Origin of the sequence: Rhizobium herbae (assembly GCF_019511375.1) — a bacterium.
GTDB classification, from domain to species: Bacteria; Pseudomonadota; Alphaproteobacteria; order Rhizobiales; family Rhizobiaceae; genus Pararhizobium; species Pararhizobium herbae_A.
This window is the reverse complement of sequence record NZ_JAEUAO010000001.1, coordinates 101027-119212: the sequence shown is the minus strand read 5'-3', so window position 1 is coordinate 119212 and position 18186 is coordinate 101027. Positions and strand designations below refer to the sequence as shown.

Below are 18186 nucleotides of genomic sequence, written 5' to 3'. Positions count from 1 at the left end.
TCCCCTTGCTTTCTCAAACGATAGAATATGCGATGCGGTATCAGCGGAACTCGAACAGTTCGAACTCGACCCGTCCGGGTTTTTTCCCGAGTTCCTTCAGTCCTTTTTCAATGGCCTTTCGCAGAGGCGGCGGACCGCAGAACCAGAGGTCTGCCCCCGCCGGGTCGACGGCGCTCACTGCCGCGAGTTTCGCTGCATCGAAACGTCCGTCGGTTTTGGAAGCATGCAAAGTAAAGCTGAAATTCGGAAGTTTTTCTGCCTGGGCCTTAAACGTTTCCAGACCGATCGCCTCGGCCCGGTCGCGCACGCAATATACCATATGAATGTCCTGGCCCTCATCGCCCTTGAGCCGCCCCGCCATGGCAAGGAAAGGCGTCACTCCGATGCCGCCGGCGAGCCAGATCTGCTTCTTGCCGCCGCGGCGATGATTGAACCGGCCGTAACCGCCTTCGAGCTTCAGCCGGTCGCCAACCGCAATGTTTTCCCGCAGCGCCTTTGTGTAATCCCCCAGCGGCTTGATCGCGAAACGGACGATGCCGCCCTCCTCCATGCCCGCGATCGTGAACGGATGCGGCTCGCGCAGCCCTGGCTTGCTCACCCGGAAAAAGCCGAACTGGCCGGGCTTTGCCTTGAGCGGTCGCCCTGTCGGACGCGCCGAAATGATAGTCGCGCCATCGTGGCGGGCAACATCGAAGACTTCGTATGTCCGGGTGCGCAGCCATGGGAAAAGCTGGGTATAGATGTAACTCGCGGTGCCGACCAGCGCGATAATGTTGAGATAGGTCGCCAGCATCGCAGTGGCGTCATAGGGCCGCTTGATGAAGGTCTGGTGGAAGGCCACCATGACGAACAGCAGCCCGATGAAGCGATGCGTCAGTCGCCAATAGTGATAGGGGATCTCGATCTTGGTCTTCGGGATGAACTTGAAGATACTCAGGAGCAGCAAGACGACGAAACCGTAAAACGCATATTCGCCCATCGATGCCGCCAGCTTGTTCAAGCCGCTGGTCAGCGACAGCCCCTTGAAATCCGGCGTGATGAAATAGTGCACGAGGATCAGGACGAGAACCGTGATGCCGATCCGGCGGTGGGTCCTATAAATGCGGTCGAGGCCGCCAAAAAGGCGCTCCACCAGCGGTGGGCGGGTCGCCATGAACTGCGCGATCCCCATGCCGGTGAAAGCCATGGACGAGGCCATCAGCGAGAAGGTCGTGCCGGCATTGGTGTGACTGACCGCCGGAACGGCCAGAAGCCCCGCGAATCCTATCAACGACCAGACCAGAACAGCACCCGCGCTCACGGAATATCCCTCACAATTCCTGCAGCTGCCGGAATCCCCGAAGCAAGACTGGCAAGCCCCTCAAGCTTCGTCAACAGCTATTGTAGACCATACGATTTTCGGTCGGGCTTTATTCGGCGTGCTCAGGTTTTTGTGTTTTCGGGCAAATCCCGCTTCTAAGAAAAGCAGCCGCAGGAGACCAGCGGAGGTTACTTCAGGTCACTCTTTGCAAGCGCTTCTTTCGCCTTCTCGGCCAATGGGTGATCCGGATGACGGCGAATGAAGCGCTCGTAGGCTTCGCGCGTGCCCTTCTTGACGGCACTGTTGAATTCGGAACGGACGGCGGCCTCTATGTCCGGCGGGGGAAGCATGTCCTGTCCTTGTGTCGATACCCGCGTGTGGGCGGGAAGGCCGGGATCCGCCGCCAGAATCGCGGCGGCGATGGCTGCGGACATGAAAAGAAATTGTTTCACGGACATCCTGAATTTTACCACGGATCACTCCGTCTTTTAACAATACGCTTACAGTTTTTGATATCCATTGCCCCTAGATTCGCCTCGGATCCTTGGCATAAGGCCAAGGGGCATACTACATCCAAGAGCCTCAAGACGTCAGCGGGAGATAGGTTTGACTGGTACGAACAAGACGACAAATATTATTTCCGCGACCGGCAATTCGTTGATCGATGGCGTTCTGACCGATACGGCCTGGGGCGATGCCACCATAACCTATGCTTTTCCGACCAGCGCCGGCAGCTACAGCTATGGCCCGGAAAAAAACTTCGGATTCACCGCCGTCTCGAATGCGCAGATGAACGCCGCGCTTTTTGCTCTGGAGCAATCCTACGGTTCCACAGCGAATGACGGCTTTTCCGTCGAGGGTTTCACCAATGTGAGCTTTGCCAGCGGCAGCGATAGCAGCGCCAACATCCGTCTTGCGCAGTCCGATCTTCCCGAAACGGCCTATGTCGTCGATTATCCAGGAGAAGATGCTTGGGACGGCGATGTCTGGTTCGGCACCCAATATGATTACAGGAATCCCGTCGCCGCCAGCTACGCCTGGCACACGATGATCCACGAACTCGGACATGCGCTCGGGCTGAAACATGGTCACGAAACCGACGGTTTCGGCGCCTTGCCGACTGCCTATGATTCGCTCGAATATTCGCTGATGACCTATAGGGGTTTTGTCGGCGACACCGGCGACAGCTATACCTATGAGGAATATGGCGCGCCGCAAACCTTCATGATGGCCGATATTGCAGCGCTTCAGGAAATGTATGGCGCCGACTACACGACCAATGGCGGCAACACTGTCTACAAATGGACCCCGACCAGCGGCCAGACGCTCATTGACGGCGAAGTGGCGATCTCGCCGGGCACCAATCGCATCCTCGCCACCATCTGGGACGGCGACGGCAACGATACGTTCGACCTCACCGCCTATAGCGATAACCTCAAGATCGATCTGCGCCCCGGCAAGGCGTCGCTTTTCAGCGAAGACCAGCTGGCCAACCTGGGTACCGACTCCAATGAGACCATCCACTTTGCACGCGGCAACATCTTCAACGCGCTGCTTCACGATGGCGACATCCGCTCCCTGATCGAAAATGCCAAGGGCGGATCGGGCAGCGACCGGATCACCGGCAATCAGGTCGCCAATTCCCTCCAGGGCTATGGCGGCAATGATACGCTGAACGGCGACGGCGGCAGCGACGTGCTCATCGGAGCCTCCGGTGCCGACAGGCTCTCCGGCGGGACCGGCGCCGACAGGCTCTACGGCGGCGCAGGTGCCGACGATCTGATCGGCGGGGCCGATGCCGACATGTTCTTGTTCAAGGCACGCACGGAATCGACGGTGGCCACCTCCGGCCGGGACACGATTTTCGATTTTTCCGCGTCACAGGGTGACAGAATCGACCTTTCCGCCATCGACGCCAATAGCAAAGCCACAGGCAACCAGGCGTTCGCCTTCCTCGGCAATGCGGCATTCACCGGGGCGGCAGCCGAAATCCGATACGTGAAAGGGTCGTCGGACACCTACATCTACGGCGATGTGAACGGTGACAAGGCCGCGGATTTTGCCGTCCACCTCGACGACGCCCTGACGCTGCAGAAGAGTTATTTCATTCTGTAGGAAATATCCGCTGTTCTAAAGGAGGGGCCGGATCATCGCGGATCGGGCCCCTTTTTTATCCGACCGGAAGTGCCGCAAATGCGAAGTTCCCGGCCGATCGCAAACGGCGTTCAGCAGCCATCCACTGACGTTCCGCGCCAGACAGCGACCGAGACCAATTGAGGACAAAGGCTTTTGGCAGGGCTCTGATATATCAGCAATCTTGCCATCCGTTTTCGAGTATGCCAGTGTCTGATATATCAGGACTCAGGGTGAGACATGTCGGAATCATCCCAGGCGCATCTGGCCTATCTGACGCTGGAAAGCCTTATCGTTACCCTGAAGCTCAGGCCCGGTTCGCTGGTAACGGAAAAACAGCTGATCGATCTGGCCGGCCATGGCCGCACACCAGTGCGGGAAGCGATCCAGAAGCTGTCCTGGCAGGGGCTGATTGAGGTTCGCGCCCGCGTCGGCCTCCAGATCACGATGATCCAGCCCGAAGACCACCTCCATGTCATGCAGGTGCGCCGCACGCTGGAGCCGCTCGCCGCTGCCCTCGTCGCCGAACATGCAAGTGCGCAAGCGCGCGCGGCGATGATCGAATGCGCTCAGGCGATGACGGCCTGCTCGATCAATGCCGACATGGAGGGCTTTCTGGCCGCCGACAAGGCTTTTGATGAAATCATGGAAGCCACCTGCCCCAACGCCTATCTGACATCGGCTCTGGCGCCCCTGCAGACACATGCGCGAAGGCTGTGGTTCAGTACCGCTTCGACGCAGCACATGGACCGGTCGGTGGATTTGCACGTCAAGGTGATCCGGGCCATCAACCAAGCCGACCCCACCGCTGCAGCGACTGCCATGGAAGATCTGATGGACTATCTCGGCGAACGCTACAGCGCCGCGCGTCAAACATGACGCACAAAGCGACTTGAGGAATTCTGCAGTATCTGCCCTGCCCTTCCAGACGCCGAAACGAAAAGAGGCGGCCCGCAAGCCGCCCCGCTCCAGAAATCAAGTATGTCTAGCCGACGAAGGCCCGTTCGATGACGAATTCGCCCGGCTTGTTGTTGGCGCCTTCCTCGAGACCGGCGGCCTCCAGAAGCGCCTTGGTCTCTTTCAGCATCTCGGTCGAACCGCAGATCATGGCGCGATCGACGGCCGGATCGAATGCCGGCAGGTTAAGGTCTGAGAAGAACTTGCCGTCGCGGATGAGGTTGGTGATGCGTCCCTTGAACGGATAGTCCTCGCGGGTGACCGTCGCGTAGTGCCGAAGCTTGTCGCCGACCAGTTCCGCCAGGAATTCGTGGTTGCGGATTTCCTCGATCAGGTCGAAGCCGTATTGCAACTCGGCAACGTCACGCGTCGTGTGGGTGAGGATGACTTCCTCGAATTTTTCGAAGGTTTCCGGCTCGCGGATGAGGCTTGCGAACGGCGCGATACCTGTTCCGGTCGAGAACATGTAAAGCCGCTTACCGGGCGTCAGGGCATCGAGAACGAGCGTGCCGGTCGGCTTCTTGCGCATGAGAACCTGGTCGCCGGGCTTGATGCCCTGCAGATGCGAGGTCAGCGGACCGTCCTGGACCTTGATCGAGAAGAATTCGAGTTCGTCGTCCCATGCCGGGCTTGCGATCGAATAGGCGCGATAGATCGGCTTGCCGTCGACCATCAGGCCGATCATCGCAAATTCGCCCGAACGGAAGCGGAATTCAGCCGGACGCGTCATCCGGAAGCTGAACAGCCGGTCCGTATAATGCTTCACAGCGGTCACCGTTTCGGCGAACACGCCTGCGGGCACGGTTGGGGCAAATTCTTCGATCTTGGCAGGAGCATTCATCGCGGCGTCAGGTCCTGTAATGATGTTTCAGGTATCAGCGGATATTCCAATCGGCACGGCTTTGGAAGCAAATCCGTTCCAATTATAGCGCCTTTTGCGGATTGATGCGTGCTTCAGACTGTCGCGGCGCTCAGGAGACCCGGCGCCAGCTGTAGGATTTCGCATCCGCCGACGGACGCGCTGTCGGCTGGTAATGATTGTCGATGCCCGGCAGCCGCCCCTCGGAAAGGCGCTTGAGAGCCGTTGCGTTGGTGATGGCAAAGCTGTCAATGCCACAGCGCAGCATCAGCGGCACCTGGTCGATCAGCACATCGCCGACAGCGCGGATTTCCTTGCCATAACCGAGCCGTGCCCTGAGCAGCGAGGCATGGCTGAAGGCCCGACCATCGTTGAATGCCGGGAAAGCCACGGCGATTAGCGACACCTGTTCGAGGAATGGCTGCAGCCGCGTCACATCGTCGGCCGGATTGATCAGTACGCCGAGCCCGCTATCACCGGACGATGCCTTCTCGATGAAGGCATCGAGGCCGAGGATGGCCTTTTCGTTCGAGCCAGCCTTGGTCTCCTCGGTTTCGACGACCCAGGGGTCATCCGTCACGAAGCCGGTTTCTTTCCAGATTTTCGTCATGTCTTTGTCCTTGCGCCCCATTTCCCCAGGCATCAAGCCGCTTCCTGGGCGCTGCCGCCATACAACGCATCCTTGAAGGGCTGCGGCCCGACCCGGCGATAGGCATCGAGGAAAATCTCGGATGCATCCTTGCGCAGGCCAAGATACGTGTTGACGATCGTCTCGACTGCATCCGTCACCTTTTCCGGCTCGAAGCCACGGCCGATGATTTCACCGATCGAGGTGTTCTCGTCGCCGGAGCCACCGAGCGTGATCTGATAGAGCTCCGCACCCTTCTTCTCGACGCCCAACAGGCCGATATGGCCGACATGGTGGTGACCGCAGGCGTTGATGCAGCCGGAGATCTTGATCTTCAACTCGCCGATCTCCGCCTGCTTGTCCGGATTGCCGAAACGGTTGGAGATTTCCTGAGCCAGCGGAATCGAGCGCGCATTGGCAAGCGCGCAGTAGTCCAAGCCGGGACAGGCAATGATATCCGTGATCAATCCGGCATTGGCGGTCGCAAGGCCCTGGGCAACCAGCCCGCGATAAAGCGGCTCGAGATCTGCAAGCGCCACATGCGGGAAAATCACGTTCTGTTCATGGCTGATGCGGATTTCGTCGAAGGCATATTCCTCCGCGAGATCGGCAATCGCATCCATCTGGCTGTCGCTGGCGTCGCCCGGAATGCCGCCGATCGGCTTCAGCGAGATCGTCACCATGCCGTAGTCGGGATGCTTGTGCGGCTGCACGTTCTGCTGCACCCAGCGGGCGAAATCCGGATCGGCCTTCTTCCAGCCTGCGAGATTGGCCCAGCCTTCCGGCCGCTCCGTCAGCGGCGGCAACGCGAAATAGGTGGCGATCGCTTGAACGTCTGCTTCCGGAAGTTTCAGCTCCGTGTTTTTCAGCTGGGCAAACTCCGCATCGACTTGCCGCGCCAGTTCCTCGGCACCGGTTTCGTGAACGAGGATCTTGATGCGCGCCTTGTACTTGTTGTCGCGCCGGCCATGGAGATTGTACACGCGCATGATCGCAGTCGTGTAGGACAGCAGATCCTCTTCCGGCAGGAAGTCGCGGATCTTCTTGGCGATCATCGGCGTGCGCCCCTGCCCTCCGCCGACATAGACGGCAAAGCCGATCTCGCCCTTGTCGTTCTTCTTCAGATGCAGGCCGATGTCATGCACCTGGATCGCCGCGCGATCACGCTCGGCGCCGGTGACGGCAATCTTGAACTTGCGCGGCAGAAAGGAGAATTCCGGATGGACGGAAGACCACTGGCGCAGGATTTCGGCGTAGGGGCGCGGATCGGCGACCTCATCGGCGGCTGCACCGGCGAAATGGTCGGCCGTGACGTTGCGGATGCAGTTGCCCGACGTCTGCAGCGCATGCATCTCGACGGATGCGAGTTCGGCGAGGATATCCGGCGTGTCGGAAAGCTTCGGCCAGTTGTACTGGATGTTCTGGCGCGTGGTGAAATGCCCGTAGCCGCGGTCATACTTGCGGGCGATATGGGCGAGCATGCGCATCTGCCGGCTGTTCAGCGTGCCATAGGGAATGGCGACGCGCAGCATGTAGGCATGAAGCTGCAGATAGACGCCGTTCATCAGCCGCAGCGGCTTGAACGCATCCTCGGCAAGCTCGCCGGAAAGACGGCGCGTCACCTGATCGCGGAACTGCTCGACGCGGGCGGAGACAAAGGCATGGTCGAATTCGTCGTAACGGTACATCGGTCTTCTTTTCCTCAAGCCGCCTGCACGGGGCCGGTCAGGCCCTTGTATCCCGGCGCATAATCGATCGTCGGCCCTTCGGCGCGAACACGCTCGCGCAAACGCAGCGGCCGCAGAACGCCCGCTACTTCTTCGATGTCAATGACATTCACGTCAACTACCTTGTTGTCGGCAAAGGCTGCCTTTCCGGTCTCCTCAAGGGCAGACACGGCCTCGGCATGCCGGGCGACGAAAGCATCCTGCAGCGATTCCACCCAATTGCCGGCGGCATCGAGCCAGACGGAAATTCCGTCCGACAGGCGGTTTGCGGTCAGCACTTTGTCGGCCATGTCAGTTCCTCACTTCGTCTTTATGTTTGCGCGACTGTTCCGCGCTGCGCTCTGGATCAGTCTGGCCAGCGGTCTTTGCCCGGACAAGCGGCTCCGAACGCTCGAAATTCGCTCCGGCGACGGCGTCGCCGATGATCACCATGACCGGCCCGTCCAGTTCCTCGCGATATTGCAGATCCGGCAGGTCCTTCAGCGTGCCGTGCAGCAGCTTGCGCTCCGCACGGCTGGCGTTTTCGACGACGGCCACCGTCGTTTCGGCGGGAAGTCCCGCCTGCATCAGCCGTGCAGCGACCGATGCGGCGACCGTGCGCCCCATATAGACGGCAATCGTCGCGCCGGAAATGGCAAGGCGCGCCCAATCCGGCAGGACATCGCCGGTCAGGTCGTGGCCGGTCGTGAAGATCAGCGACGAAGCCACACCGCGCAGCGTCAGCGGCAGCTCGAAATCGGCGGCGGCGGCGAAAGCCGAGGTGATGCCGGGCACGATCTCATAGGTAATCCCGGCGTCGCGCAGCGCAGCCATTTCCTCACCGGCACGACCGTAGACCAGCGGGTCGCCCGATTTCAGCCGCACGACACGCTTGCCGTCCTGACCGAGGCGAACCAGCAACTGGTTGATCTCTTCCTGCGACTTCGAATGGCAGCCCTTGCGCTTGCCGACCGACAGGCGCTCGGCATCGCGGCGGCCCATGTCGACGATCGCCTGCGGCACCAGCGCATCATAAACGATGACGTCGGCTTCCATCATCACGCGCTGCGCCCGCAAGGTGAGCAGATCCTCGGCACCCGGACCGGCACCAACCAGCCAGACATGACCTGGTACACGATCCACGGACGTGAGCAGCCGCGACGCTTCGCGGCGGGCTTCGGCGACATTGCCGAGCGCGACCTGGTCTGCAACGGCACCGGAGAAAAAGCGGCGCCAGAAGACGCGCCGCGACACGCCGCGGGGCAAAATCCGGTCGGCGGCATCGCGATAGGCCTGAGCCAGAGAAGCAAGCGCGCCGAGCGAGGGCGACAGGATCTGATCTATCTGGGCTCGGATCATTTGCGCCAGCACCGGGCCTGCACCTTCGGTTCCGATCGCAACCGCGACTGGCGCGCGGTTGACCAAGGCCGGCGTCAGGAAATCGCAATAGTCCGGCTGATCGACGGCGTTGGCCGGAATTTTCCTCTCCCGAGCCGCCGCGACGACAACGCGGTCCCGGGCAGCATCGCCGGTCGCGGCGAAGACTAGGGTGGCGCCCTCGATTTGGCCGGCATAAAACGGCTCACGCACCGTCGCGATGGCATTGGCAGCCAGAAAGGCCGCGAAATCCGCCTCCGGTTCATCGGCGAACGCGACGATCCGGGCCTGCGTGTTCATCAGCAGCCGGACCTTGGCAAAAGCCTCATCGCCATTGCCGAACACCGCCACGCGTTTTTGCGCAACGCGAAAGAAGGCCGGAAATACGGTCAGCTGTTCGGTCATGGGCTAGGAATGATCCTGTTACAGGTTCTGGGGAATATCCCTTTTATAGAAGGAAAATTGAAGAAACAGAAATTCGCAGGCTCTCGAAGCCGCGTATTGTTTTGCTCGACTTCAGCATGAATTGAGCAAATCTCTCCGGCGGCGCGTGGCTGCCACACGGGACGAGGCATCCGTTTGGCATTGCCTATTGCTGTCCACAGCCGTTAAATGCACAACGAATCCACCCGGGAGCCGTAAACGATGACGAATGCCGAACTCGCAGCACGCCTTCTCAGCGTCATCGAGGCCGATATTCTGCCGCTGACGGAAAAGGGTGTTGGCGCCGGCAACAAGATCTTCGGCGCCGCGATCTTGCGCAAATCAGACCTCTCGCTGGTGATCGCTGAAACCAACAACGAAACCGAAAATCCTCTCTGGCACGGCGAAGTCCATACGCTGAAGCGGTTTTATGAGCGCACCGAGAAGCCGGACACGAAAGAGCTGATTTTCCTGTCCACCCACGAGCCCTGCTCAATGTGCCTTTCGGCCATCACCTGGGCCGGGTTCGACAATTTCTATTATTTCTTCAGCCACGAAGATTCGCGCGACGCCTTTTTTATCCCGCACGACCTGAAAATCCTCAAGGAGGTCTTCCGGCTCGATCCCGGTGGTTACGCGAAGAACAACGCCTTCTGGCGATCCGCAGCGATTGCCGATCTCGTCGCGACATCCGATGAGACTGTGCAACCGGCGCTGCGTTCCCAGGACAAGCGCATCCGTGAAAAATATCAATCCCTGTCCGATGCTTACCAGTCCGGCAAGGACCGCAACGCCATTCCGCTGAATTGAGCCCCATGCAGCCCTCCAAGGACATCACCCGCCTCATCGAGATCATGGCAGCGCTGCGCGAGCCGAAAACGGGCTGCCCCTGGGACGTCGTCCAGACCTTCGAGACGATCAAGCCCTACACGCTTGAAGAAGCCTACGAGGTCGCCGACGCCATCGAGCGCGGCGATATGGATGATCTGTGCGACGAACTCGGCGACCTCTTGCTGCAGGTGGTGTTCCACGCCCGCATGGCCGAGGAAGCCGGTCACTTCACGTTCGCAGATGTGGTCGAGGCGATCACCCGAAAGATGATCCGGCGTCACCCGCATGTCTTTGCCCGCTCAGATGCCGATACGCCGGAGGCGGTCAAGCAGCAATGGAGCGAGATCAAGCAGGCCGAAAAAGCCGAACGGCGCGCGCGGCGCGCCAGGCACGGTTTGCCCGAAGATACGAGCACGGGCCATCTCGATTCGGTCCAGCGCAGCTTTCCGGCCCTCGTCGAAGCGTTAAAGCTTCAGGAACGTGCCGCCAAGGTTGGCTTCGACTGGTCATCACCCGAACCGATCCTCGACAAGATCGAGGAAGAGATTGCCGAATTGCGCGAGGCGCTCTCCAGCAACGACACGGCCAAGGTGGCGGATGAACTCGGCGACCTGATCTTCGCGGTGGTAAATATCGGCCGCCATGTCAATGCCGATCCGGAGATGGCGCTGCGCGGAACGAACACCAAGTTCCGGCGCCGCTTCAGCCATATCGAGGCGGAGCTGGAAACCGCAGGCGAAAGCCTGGAAGCGGCAACGCTGGAGCGAATGGAAGAACTCTGGCAAGCGGCAAAGGCGATCGAGCGGCAGCTCAAATAGCCCACGCCAACTGCTTTCCGGACCGAAATCAGCCCGGCGTCGCTCGGTCGAGATTGGTTTGCCACTCGATCGCGTCGTCCAGGCGGTCATGCCCCCAGAACAGTTCGCCATCGACGACAAACGACGGCGATCCAAAGATCCCCAGTCCTCTTGCCTCATCGGTCGCCGCGTACAGGGCGTCGATCCCCGCCTCGGAGTTCGCCATGTTCAGCACGCGCTCCGCATCCTGGCCAGCTGCCGCGATACTTGCCGAAAGATTCGGTTCGCTTCCTGCCGCCTCGCCATTGACGAACCATCGTTGATAGGCCGCAACCGTATAGGCGGCGCACCAGCCCTCCGCGGCCGCCAGCACGGCGACCCGGTTGGCTTGCTCCAGCTCGGTTAGCGGATAGGGAATCGGGAACCGGGTCGTCAGCCCGAACTTGGCGGCACGGCGTTCGATGTCGCGCCACATATAGGCGGCTTTGACCGGCTTCTTCGCAAACGGGATATTGTCCATCTCGATCATGATGGCCCGCACATTGAAGGGATGCCAGTCAAACTCGACACCCGATTTCGCAGCGATTTCCGACAGGCGCATCACCGCGAGAAACGTATAGGTACTTCCGATGGAGAACCAGAAGTCGATCGAGGCCATTGTCGTTGCCCTCCTCAATCCGGGGCGTCACAGGCTTCAACGTGCTGCCCGGAAAGGGCAGCCATCTCCCGCTCGGGAGCTTCAGGCGTCACAATACTCCGCTTGTCTCGGGAAGGAAACTGGCGGCTTTTCGCACCATTGGGGGGCAGTGGCACGCGAAGGCTCGACTACCAATCCTCGGCGGCAGCCTTTGGGCCGTTCCCCAGCCGGCGCTCGAGCTCTTCCGCTTCGGCTGCCGTCAACCGCAGATCGAGGCTGACAGAACCGTCTTCCATGTCTTCCCGAGCATCCACGATCGCATGCTGGTAGACCCACGGCAACAATTGCAGCCTCTCGACAGGCAGCACGACCGTGCATTCGGTCATGACACCGGAAAGCCGGCTGCCGATCTCCTCAAGCAGGTGGTCCAGGCCCTCGCCGGTGATGGCCGAAACTGCCGTCGTATTGTCCGTGTTTTCGGCCTTCTGCAAGAGCCCGGCGCGCGCGTCCGGGTCAAGCAGGTCGATCTTGTTCCAGACCTCGATGAGGCGCTCTGCCCGTGCCTTCTCGTCGATGCCGAGATCGGTCAGGATGCGCAGCACGTCTTGGGCCTGAACCTGATTGTCAGGATCGGCGAGATCGCGAACGTGCAGGATCAGGTCGGCCTCCAGAACCTCTTCCAGCGTTGCCCGGAAGGCGGCGACGAGATGCGTCGGCAGGTCTGAGATGAAACCGACGGTGTCGGACAGGATGACCATCCGCCCATGCGGCAGCTTCATGCGGCGCAACGTCGGATCAAGCGTCGCAAACAGCATGTCTTCGGCGAGAACGCCGGCACCGGTGATGCGGTTGAACAAGGTCGATTTGCCGGCATTGGTATAGCCGACAAGCGCAACGATCGGATGCGGGACCTTCTTGCGTTTGGCACGATGCAACTGGCGGGTCCGCCGGACCTGCTCCAGTTCCTTCTCAAGCTTGACGATCTTTTCCTGCAGCAGCCGGCGGTCGGCTTCGATCTGCGTTTCACCGGGACCGCCCATGAAACCGGCACCGCCCCGCTGGCGCTCGAGGTGTGTCCAGCTGCGGACCAGCCGGCCCTTCTGGTAGTTCAGGTGCGCAAGCTCGACCTGCAGCGTGCCTTCTCGGGTGGAGGCGCGACGGCCAAAGATTTCGAGGATGAGGCCGGTCCGGTCGATGACCTTGCAGTTCCATTCTTTTTCGAGGTTGCGCTGCTGCACCGGCGTCAGCGGATGATCGACGATCACCAGCCCGGCATCGTACTCGACGAGCAGATGGCCGATTTCCTCGATCTTGCCGGTTCCGAGCAGCGTCCCGGGTTTCGGCTGAGCAATGGGCACGATCGTGCCATGCACGACCTCGAGATCGATTGCGAGCGCCAGACCGATGGTTTCCTCGAGCCGGCTTTCGTCGCTGCGGGTCGATGTCGCGGCAATCACGTCGGCATTTTGCCTGCCGGTCTTTTTCAGAACCGGCACGATGACGACGGCGCGCATGTCATCGCGAAGCCTTTCGAGCTCCGGGATGATCGACGCCGATGTTGTATCACGTTTGGTAATGTGCCTTGCTTTCCGTCAGGATGCGGATTCTTCGCTCTCGAACATCTGCATCGGCTGGCCCGGCATGATTGTCGAGATGGCGTGCTTGTATACGAGCTGGGAGTGCCCGTCACGCCGCAAGAGGACACAAAAATTGTCGAAAGACGTCACAACGCCCGTCAGTTTCACTCCATTGATAAGAAATATCGTCAGAGATATCTTCTGCTTGCGGACGGTGTTGAGAAAAAGATCCTGCAAGTTCTGAGAACGTTCCGCCATGGCGCCGCTTCTTTCTTATTTTCCGGTTCAATGTAACCGGTTGATTATTCGTTCTGTTTATGTCGAACGCCGTCGGAAGTCCACTTCCGAGCGTCCCCCAGGATTTTGGTATCAAATCGCAGTCTTTTCCGCAATGTCGAAAAAGGCTTCGCGAATTTTCTGTGACACGCTGCCGGGGTGGCCGTTGGCGATGATTTTACCGTTAATCGCCACCACCGGAAAACAGATGCTGGTCGCCGCCGTGATGAATACCTCGCGAGCGGCAAGCATTTCTTCCACCGAAAAAGCGCGCTCCTCTATGTCGATACCGATCGAGGCCGCCACGTCCATCAATGTCGTGCGGGTGATGCCGCGAAGGATGCCATGATCGGCGTGACGCGTCCGCAGCTTCCCATCCCCGTCGACGATCCAGACATTGGTCGCAGCACCTTCCTTCACCGTGCCGTCCGGCTCGACGAAGATCGCCTCCTGGGCACCCTCTTCCTTCGCGGCCTGGCGGGCGAGAACGTTCGCCAGGAGCCCGACGGTCTTGACGTCGACACGATCCCAGCGGTTTTCCGGCACGGTAATCGCCCGGATTCCAAAGGCATTTTTCCTGGCAATGAGGGAAGCGTCGGTTCTCTTTGCCGTGACGACAAGTGTCGATGGCGTGCCCTCTGCCGGAAACACATGGTCGCGACGCGCGGCTCCGCGCGTCACCTGGATGTAAAACAGGCCATTGCGTATGCGGTTGCGCCGCAGAACTTCGCGAATGACGACAACGAGCGCCGCCCGCGTCATCGGCCAGGCAATCCTGATCTCGCTCAGCGATCGGTCGAGCCGATTGAGATGCCGGGTCAGGTCGACGATGAAGCCGTGGCGGATTTCGCAGACTTCATAGACGCCGTCGGCGAATTGAAAGCCGCGGTCCTCAATATGAACGGCAGCATCGGTGTGGCGCTGGTAAGCACCATTCACATAGGCAATTCTCGACATGGGTGACTTCTCAAGAAACAGGAGAGCGCGATTTCAGACGCCAAGCGATTTCAGCTTTCGGTGCAGTGCCGACCGCTCCATACCGACGAACTCGGCCGTACGCGAAATATTGCCGCCAAAACGGTTGATCTGGGCGATCAGATAGTCGCGCTCGAACATTTCCCGTGCCTCGCGCAGCGGCAGCGTCATGATGTGCTGATCGCCCTGCGCCGAGATCTTCGGCAGGCTGTCGCCGACCTCGCTCGGCAGCATATCCGCTGAGATCGGCGTGTCCGGGCCGTCGCTGCGGGCGAGAATCATCAGGCGCTCGATATTGTTGCGCAATTGACGAATGTTGCCCGGCCAGTCATGCGACTGCAGTACCGCCAGAGCATCGTCACCGATCTTGCGAGTACGGATACCTGCCTGCTCGCTGACCTGCCGCATGAACATGTCGACGAGGAACGGAATATCCTCGCGCCGCTCGGCAAGCGCCGGCACTCTAACGGGAATGACCGCGAGGCGATGATAAAGATCCTCTCGGAAAGTGCCCTCGGCAATCTGGCTTTCGAGGTTGTAGGCGGTCGATGAGATGATGCGTACATCGACCTTGACGCGCTTGGAGCCGCCGACACGTTCGAACTGCTGATCGACCAGCACGCGCAGGATCTTGTTTTGCGTTTCGCGTGGCATTTCGCCGACTTCATCGAGATACAGAATGCCACCATGGGCCTCTTCCAGTGCGCCGGTCTTGCGCGCCTGCCCGGGCGTTCCCTCCGTGCCGAAGAGAGCAATTTCCATGCGGTCCGGCGTGATCGCCGCCGCGTTCAGCGCCACGAATGGCCCCGCCATTCGTGAAGACTTGCGGTGAATCATCCGCGCCACGAGCTCCTTGCCCGAGCCGGACGGTCCGTGAATCATGATGCGGCTGTTTGTGGGCGCGACCTTTTCGATCGTCTGGCGAAGCTGCGAGACGGCAACGGAGGTACCGATCAGTTCCACGGGATCACCGGAGCGCTTCTTCAGCTCGGAGACTTCCCGCTTGAGCTTGGAATTCTCCAGCGCCCGCTCTGCGATCAGGATCAGCCGGTCAGCCTTGAACGGCTTTTCGATGAAATCATAGGCGCCGCGGCGGATCGCCGACACGGCGGTTTCGATGTTGCCGTGGCCGGAAATCATGACCACCGGCAGGTCCGGATAACGGCCCTTGATCTCGTCGAGAAGCGCCAGACCGTCAAGACGGCTGCCCTGCATCCAGATGTCGAGAAAGACGAGGCGCGGCACACGGTCGCTGATCGCCTGCAACGCGCTGTCGCTGTCGAACGCAGTCCGGGTTTCATGACCCTCGTCGGAGAGAATGCCTGAGACAATCTCGCGAATGTCCTCCTCGTCGTCCACAACCAGAATGTCAGCCGCCATGGGAAGTATCCTTGTCTTGTCTGTCGTCAGTGCCGCCGCTCTGTCCGGCCGGCGGCAAAATAATGCGGATCATGGCGCCCTGCCCGTGATCGAAATCAGCGGGGGCGTCATGCAGTTCCAATTGTCCGCCGTGGTCCTCGATGATCTTCTTGACGATTGCAAGCCCGAGGCCGGTGCCCTTTTCCCGCATCGTCATGTAGGGCTCGAGGATGCGGTGACGGTTTTCGGTCGGCAGCCCCTTGCCGTTGTCGATGATGTCGACAACGAACTGCCCGCTCGTCTCATTGCGTCGCGAACGGATCAGCACGCGGCGATCACCGCGAACGGCATCGGCCGGCAAGGCTTCGATCGCCTCGACCGCGTTCTTGATGATATTGCCGAAAGCCTGGCCGAGCATGCGCCCGTCGAAGGTGCCGTCGAGCGGCTCGTCGCCGAAATCGCGGATGAAGGTGACATGGGTGTTGCCCATCTCGCGCAGGAAGACGGCATCCTTGAGGATGTTGCGCAGGTCCGCCCGTTCCTTTGTCGGCTTCGGCATCCGCGCAAAGCCGGAGAATTCATCGACCATCCGGCCAATATCCTCGACCTGGCGAACGATCGTGTCGGTACATTGATCGAACACTGTCCGGTCGTCCTGATTGATCTGCTTGCCGTAGCGGCGCTTCAGGCGCTCGGCCGAAAGCTGGATCGGCGTCAGCGGGTTCTTGATCTCGTGGGCGATGCGGCGGGCGACGTCCGCCCAGGCGGTCGAGCGCTGGGCGATGACCAGATCGGTGATGTCGTCGATGGTGATCACGTAGGATTCTTTCGCATCGTGCGATTCCTCACGCGTCACCTGAACATTCAGCGTGCGCTCCGTGCCGCCGCGCATGATATTGATCTGCTTGCGGTAATCGTTGCGATGGCGGCTGGCCGCCTCGCTCAGCACCTGTTCGATCTCAGGGGCCACGTCGCCAAGTCTTTCACCGACGAGCTCAAGGATCGGGCGCGAGAGGAAATGTTCGGACGACGGATTGGCAATGGTGATGCGCCGGTCATCCTCTACCCCGATCACCGCGGCGGTGACCCCGGAAAGAACGGCCTCGATAAACCTGCGGCGGTCGTCCATCTCGTCCTTTGCCTCAAGGATCTGGTCTCGCTGCGTTCGGATTTCCGCAATCATCTTGTTGAACGTGCGCGACAGGCTGCCAACGTCGCCGTCGACGGTGTGCACCGGCACTACCACATTCAGGTTGCCGCTTGCCACGCTGTCGGCAGCGCCGATCAGCAGCCGGATCGGCCGCACGATACGGTCGGCAACCGCAATTGCGGTCCAGATGGCAGCGAGCAGGACAATCAGCGCAAAGCCGAGATAAAGCACGCCGAAGGCTACCTGCAGCGACGTGCGTCCGGCTTCGAGATTCTTGTATTCGGCGGTGTTCTCTTCCATCAGCCGCATCGAGCGCATGACCTTGGGGTCGACGCTGCGCACGGTGTAGAGGTATGCCCCGTCGATGTTGTCGATCGGGATGACCGCGCCGACCAGATTGGTCACACCGGGGGGGATGAGGGTCGGCTGTCCGGACGCGGTGCTGAGCAGCGCGTCCCTTGGAATCGCCGGCAACGGCCGCTCCGTGGGGATATTCGCCTGCAGTATAGGTGAGCCGTCCGCCCGCACCAGGAAAGCGCCCAACATGCCGCGCCCGCGGGCCTGGCGCGTCATCAGGTCGATAAAGCCGGTGCGGTCGAGGCTGTAGAGCTGACGGTTACGCTCCAGGTCATTGGCCATGGAGACCGTCTGACCCTGGAGATAGCTGGCGTTTTCAAGCACATAGGCCTGCGCGACGTCGAGCGAGGAGTTGACGATCGACTGCGTGCGCAGCGAAAACCAGCGATCGAGACCGACATCAAGCGTGATCGTGGCAAAGATCGCAACCAGAATGGCCGGGGTGATCGCGACGATCGAAAACAGCGCCACGATGCGAACATGCAGTCGAGCCGCCGCCCGGCCGCGCTTGCGGGCTTTCAGAAGGCGTACGATCTCGCGACCGATCAGGAACATGAGCCCGATAACGAACAGCGCATTGATCGCGGCCGAGCCGATGATGATATTCGTTTCCGGCTTGATCGGCGTGAGACCGAGCAGAATAAGCAGCGATACGATCGCACAGGCAAGCGCACCTGTCGCGAGTATCAGACCGGGAAACGCGAAGGATGCGCGCCGGTCGGGACCGATCATCGCTGTCTTATCTTTCGCCACTGGCACAATAAGCCCTTCGGCCATCCAACATGCATCCCCCGGGCGTCGCGCCGTTCGATGAACAACGGCAAGCGCCTCACGCTTTTTTGCT

At 60.4% G+C, this 18186-nt stretch carries 17 protein-coding genes; 4 read left to right on the top strand and 13 right to left on the bottom strand.

Annotation, left to right across the window (positions count from 1 at the left end):
* Nucleotides 1-40 precede the first annotated feature (40 nt).
* Both JNB71_RS00655 and JNB71_RS00650 read right to left on the bottom strand, forming a co-directional pair.
* Nucleotides 41-1300, bottom strand: a complete 1260-nt coding sequence (locus tag JNB71_RS00655) for a ferredoxin reductase family protein (protein ID WP_220369948.1) — start codon at nucleotides 1298-1300, stop codon at nucleotides 41-43.
* A gap of 188 nt (nucleotides 1301-1488) precedes the next feature.
* Entirely contained in the window at nucleotides 1489-1752 is a 264-nt protein-coding gene (locus JNB71_RS00650) for a hypothetical protein (RefSeq protein WP_220371180.1), read from the bottom strand.
* A 154-nt stretch (nucleotides 1753-1906) separates the two neighbouring features.
* On the opposite strand from JNB71_RS00650, the gene JNB71_RS00645 reads away from it, so the two are divergent.
* Entirely contained in the window at nucleotides 1907-3415 is a 1509-nt protein-coding gene (locus JNB71_RS00645; protein WP_220369947.1) for a M10 family metallopeptidase, read from the top strand.
* Between the two features lie 258 nt (nucleotides 3416-3673).
* Nucleotides 3674-4312 (top strand): GntR family transcriptional regulator, encoded by a 639-nt coding sequence (locus JNB71_RS00640; protein ID WP_220369946.1) that lies wholly within the window; start codon nucleotides 3674-3676, stop codon nucleotides 4310-4312.
* Nucleotides 4313-4418: 106 nt separating this feature from the next.
* Here JNB71_RS00640 and JNB71_RS00635 read toward each other — a convergent pair whose 3' ends face one another.
* From JNB71_RS00635 to cysG, 5 genes are all read right to left on the bottom strand, one after another.
* Complete coding sequence (locus JNB71_RS00635; protein ID WP_220369945.1) at nucleotides 4419-5231, bottom strand: ferredoxin--NADP reductase; 813 nt, start codon at nucleotides 5229-5231, stop codon at nucleotides 4419-4421.
* 130 nt (nucleotides 5232-5361) lie between these two features.
* Nucleotides 5362-5859 carry a DUF934 domain-containing protein gene (locus tag JNB71_RS00630; RefSeq protein WP_220369944.1) on the bottom strand — a complete coding sequence of 166 codons (498 nt, stop codon included), beginning with the start codon at nucleotides 5857-5859 and terminating at the stop codon, nucleotides 5362-5364.
* A gap of 32 nt (nucleotides 5860-5891) precedes the next feature.
* Nucleotides 5892-7565, bottom strand: coding sequence for a nitrite/sulfite reductase (locus tag JNB71_RS00625; RefSeq protein ID WP_220369943.1), 1674 nt, complete (start codon nucleotides 7563-7565; stop codon nucleotides 5892-5894).
* A 14-nt stretch (nucleotides 7566-7579) separates the two neighbouring features.
* A complete protein-coding gene (locus tag JNB71_RS00620) occupies nucleotides 7580-7894 on the bottom strand; it encodes a DUF2849 domain-containing protein (protein ID WP_018325171.1) in 315 nt (104 codons plus the stop codon).
* Nucleotide 7895: 1 nt separating this feature from the next.
* Nucleotides 7896-9365, bottom strand: coding sequence for a siroheme synthase CysG (gene cysG, locus JNB71_RS00615; RefSeq protein ID WP_220369942.1), 1470 nt, complete (start codon nucleotides 9363-9365; stop codon nucleotides 7896-7898).
* A gap of 240 nt (nucleotides 9366-9605) precedes the next feature.
* Here cysG and JNB71_RS00610 point away from each other — a divergent pair, with 240 nt between their 5' ends.
* Together JNB71_RS00610 and mazG are read left to right on the top strand one after the other, a co-directional pair.
* On the top strand, nucleotides 9606-10193 hold the full coding sequence (locus JNB71_RS00610) for a deaminase (protein ID WP_220369941.1): 588 nt from the start codon (nucleotides 9606-9608) through the stop codon (nucleotides 10191-10193).
* 5 nt (nucleotides 10194-10198) lie between these two features.
* Nucleotides 10199-11032, top strand: a complete 834-nt coding sequence (gene mazG, locus JNB71_RS00605) for a nucleoside triphosphate pyrophosphohydrolase (RefSeq protein WP_220369940.1) — start codon at nucleotides 10199-10201, stop codon at nucleotides 11030-11032.
* A 28-nt stretch (nucleotides 11033-11060) separates the two neighbouring features.
* Here the strand turns inward: mazG and JNB71_RS00600 are convergent, their stop codons facing one another.
* From JNB71_RS00600 to JNB71_RS00575, 6 genes are all read right to left on the bottom strand, one after another.
* Nucleotides 11061-11669: a 2-hydroxychromene-2-carboxylate isomerase gene (locus tag JNB71_RS00600; protein ID WP_220369939.1), complete on the bottom strand. Its 609-nt coding sequence runs from the start codon at nucleotides 11667-11669 to the stop codon at nucleotides 11061-11063.
* Nucleotides 11670-11836: 167 nt separating this feature from the next.
* Complete coding sequence (gene hflX, locus JNB71_RS00595) at nucleotides 11837-13162, bottom strand: GTPase HflX (RefSeq protein WP_222857143.1); 1326 nt, start codon at nucleotides 13160-13162, stop codon at nucleotides 11837-11839.
* Nucleotides 13163-13240: 78 nt separating this feature from the next.
* Nucleotides 13241-13483, bottom strand: a complete 243-nt coding sequence (hfq, locus tag JNB71_RS00590; RefSeq protein ID WP_018325164.1) for an RNA chaperone Hfq — start codon at nucleotides 13481-13483, stop codon at nucleotides 13241-13243.
* A 111-nt stretch (nucleotides 13484-13594) separates the two neighbouring features.
* Complete coding sequence (locus JNB71_RS00585) at nucleotides 13595-14458, bottom strand: D-amino-acid transaminase (RefSeq protein ID WP_220369938.1); 864 nt, start codon at nucleotides 14456-14458, stop codon at nucleotides 13595-13597.
* A gap of 33 nt (nucleotides 14459-14491) precedes the next feature.
* Nucleotides 14492-15856 carry a sigma-54-dependent transcriptional regulator gene (locus JNB71_RS00580; protein WP_220369937.1) on the bottom strand — a complete coding sequence of 455 codons (1365 nt, stop codon included), beginning with the start codon at nucleotides 15854-15856 and terminating at the stop codon, nucleotides 14492-14494.
* Complete coding sequence (locus tag JNB71_RS00575; protein ID WP_018325161.1) at nucleotides 15846-18074, bottom strand: HAMP domain-containing histidine kinase; 2229 nt, start codon at nucleotides 18072-18074, stop codon at nucleotides 15846-15848. The genes JNB71_RS00580 and JNB71_RS00575 overlap by 11 nt, the downstream gene beginning before the upstream one ends.
* Nucleotides 18075-18186: the final 112 nt, after the last annotated feature.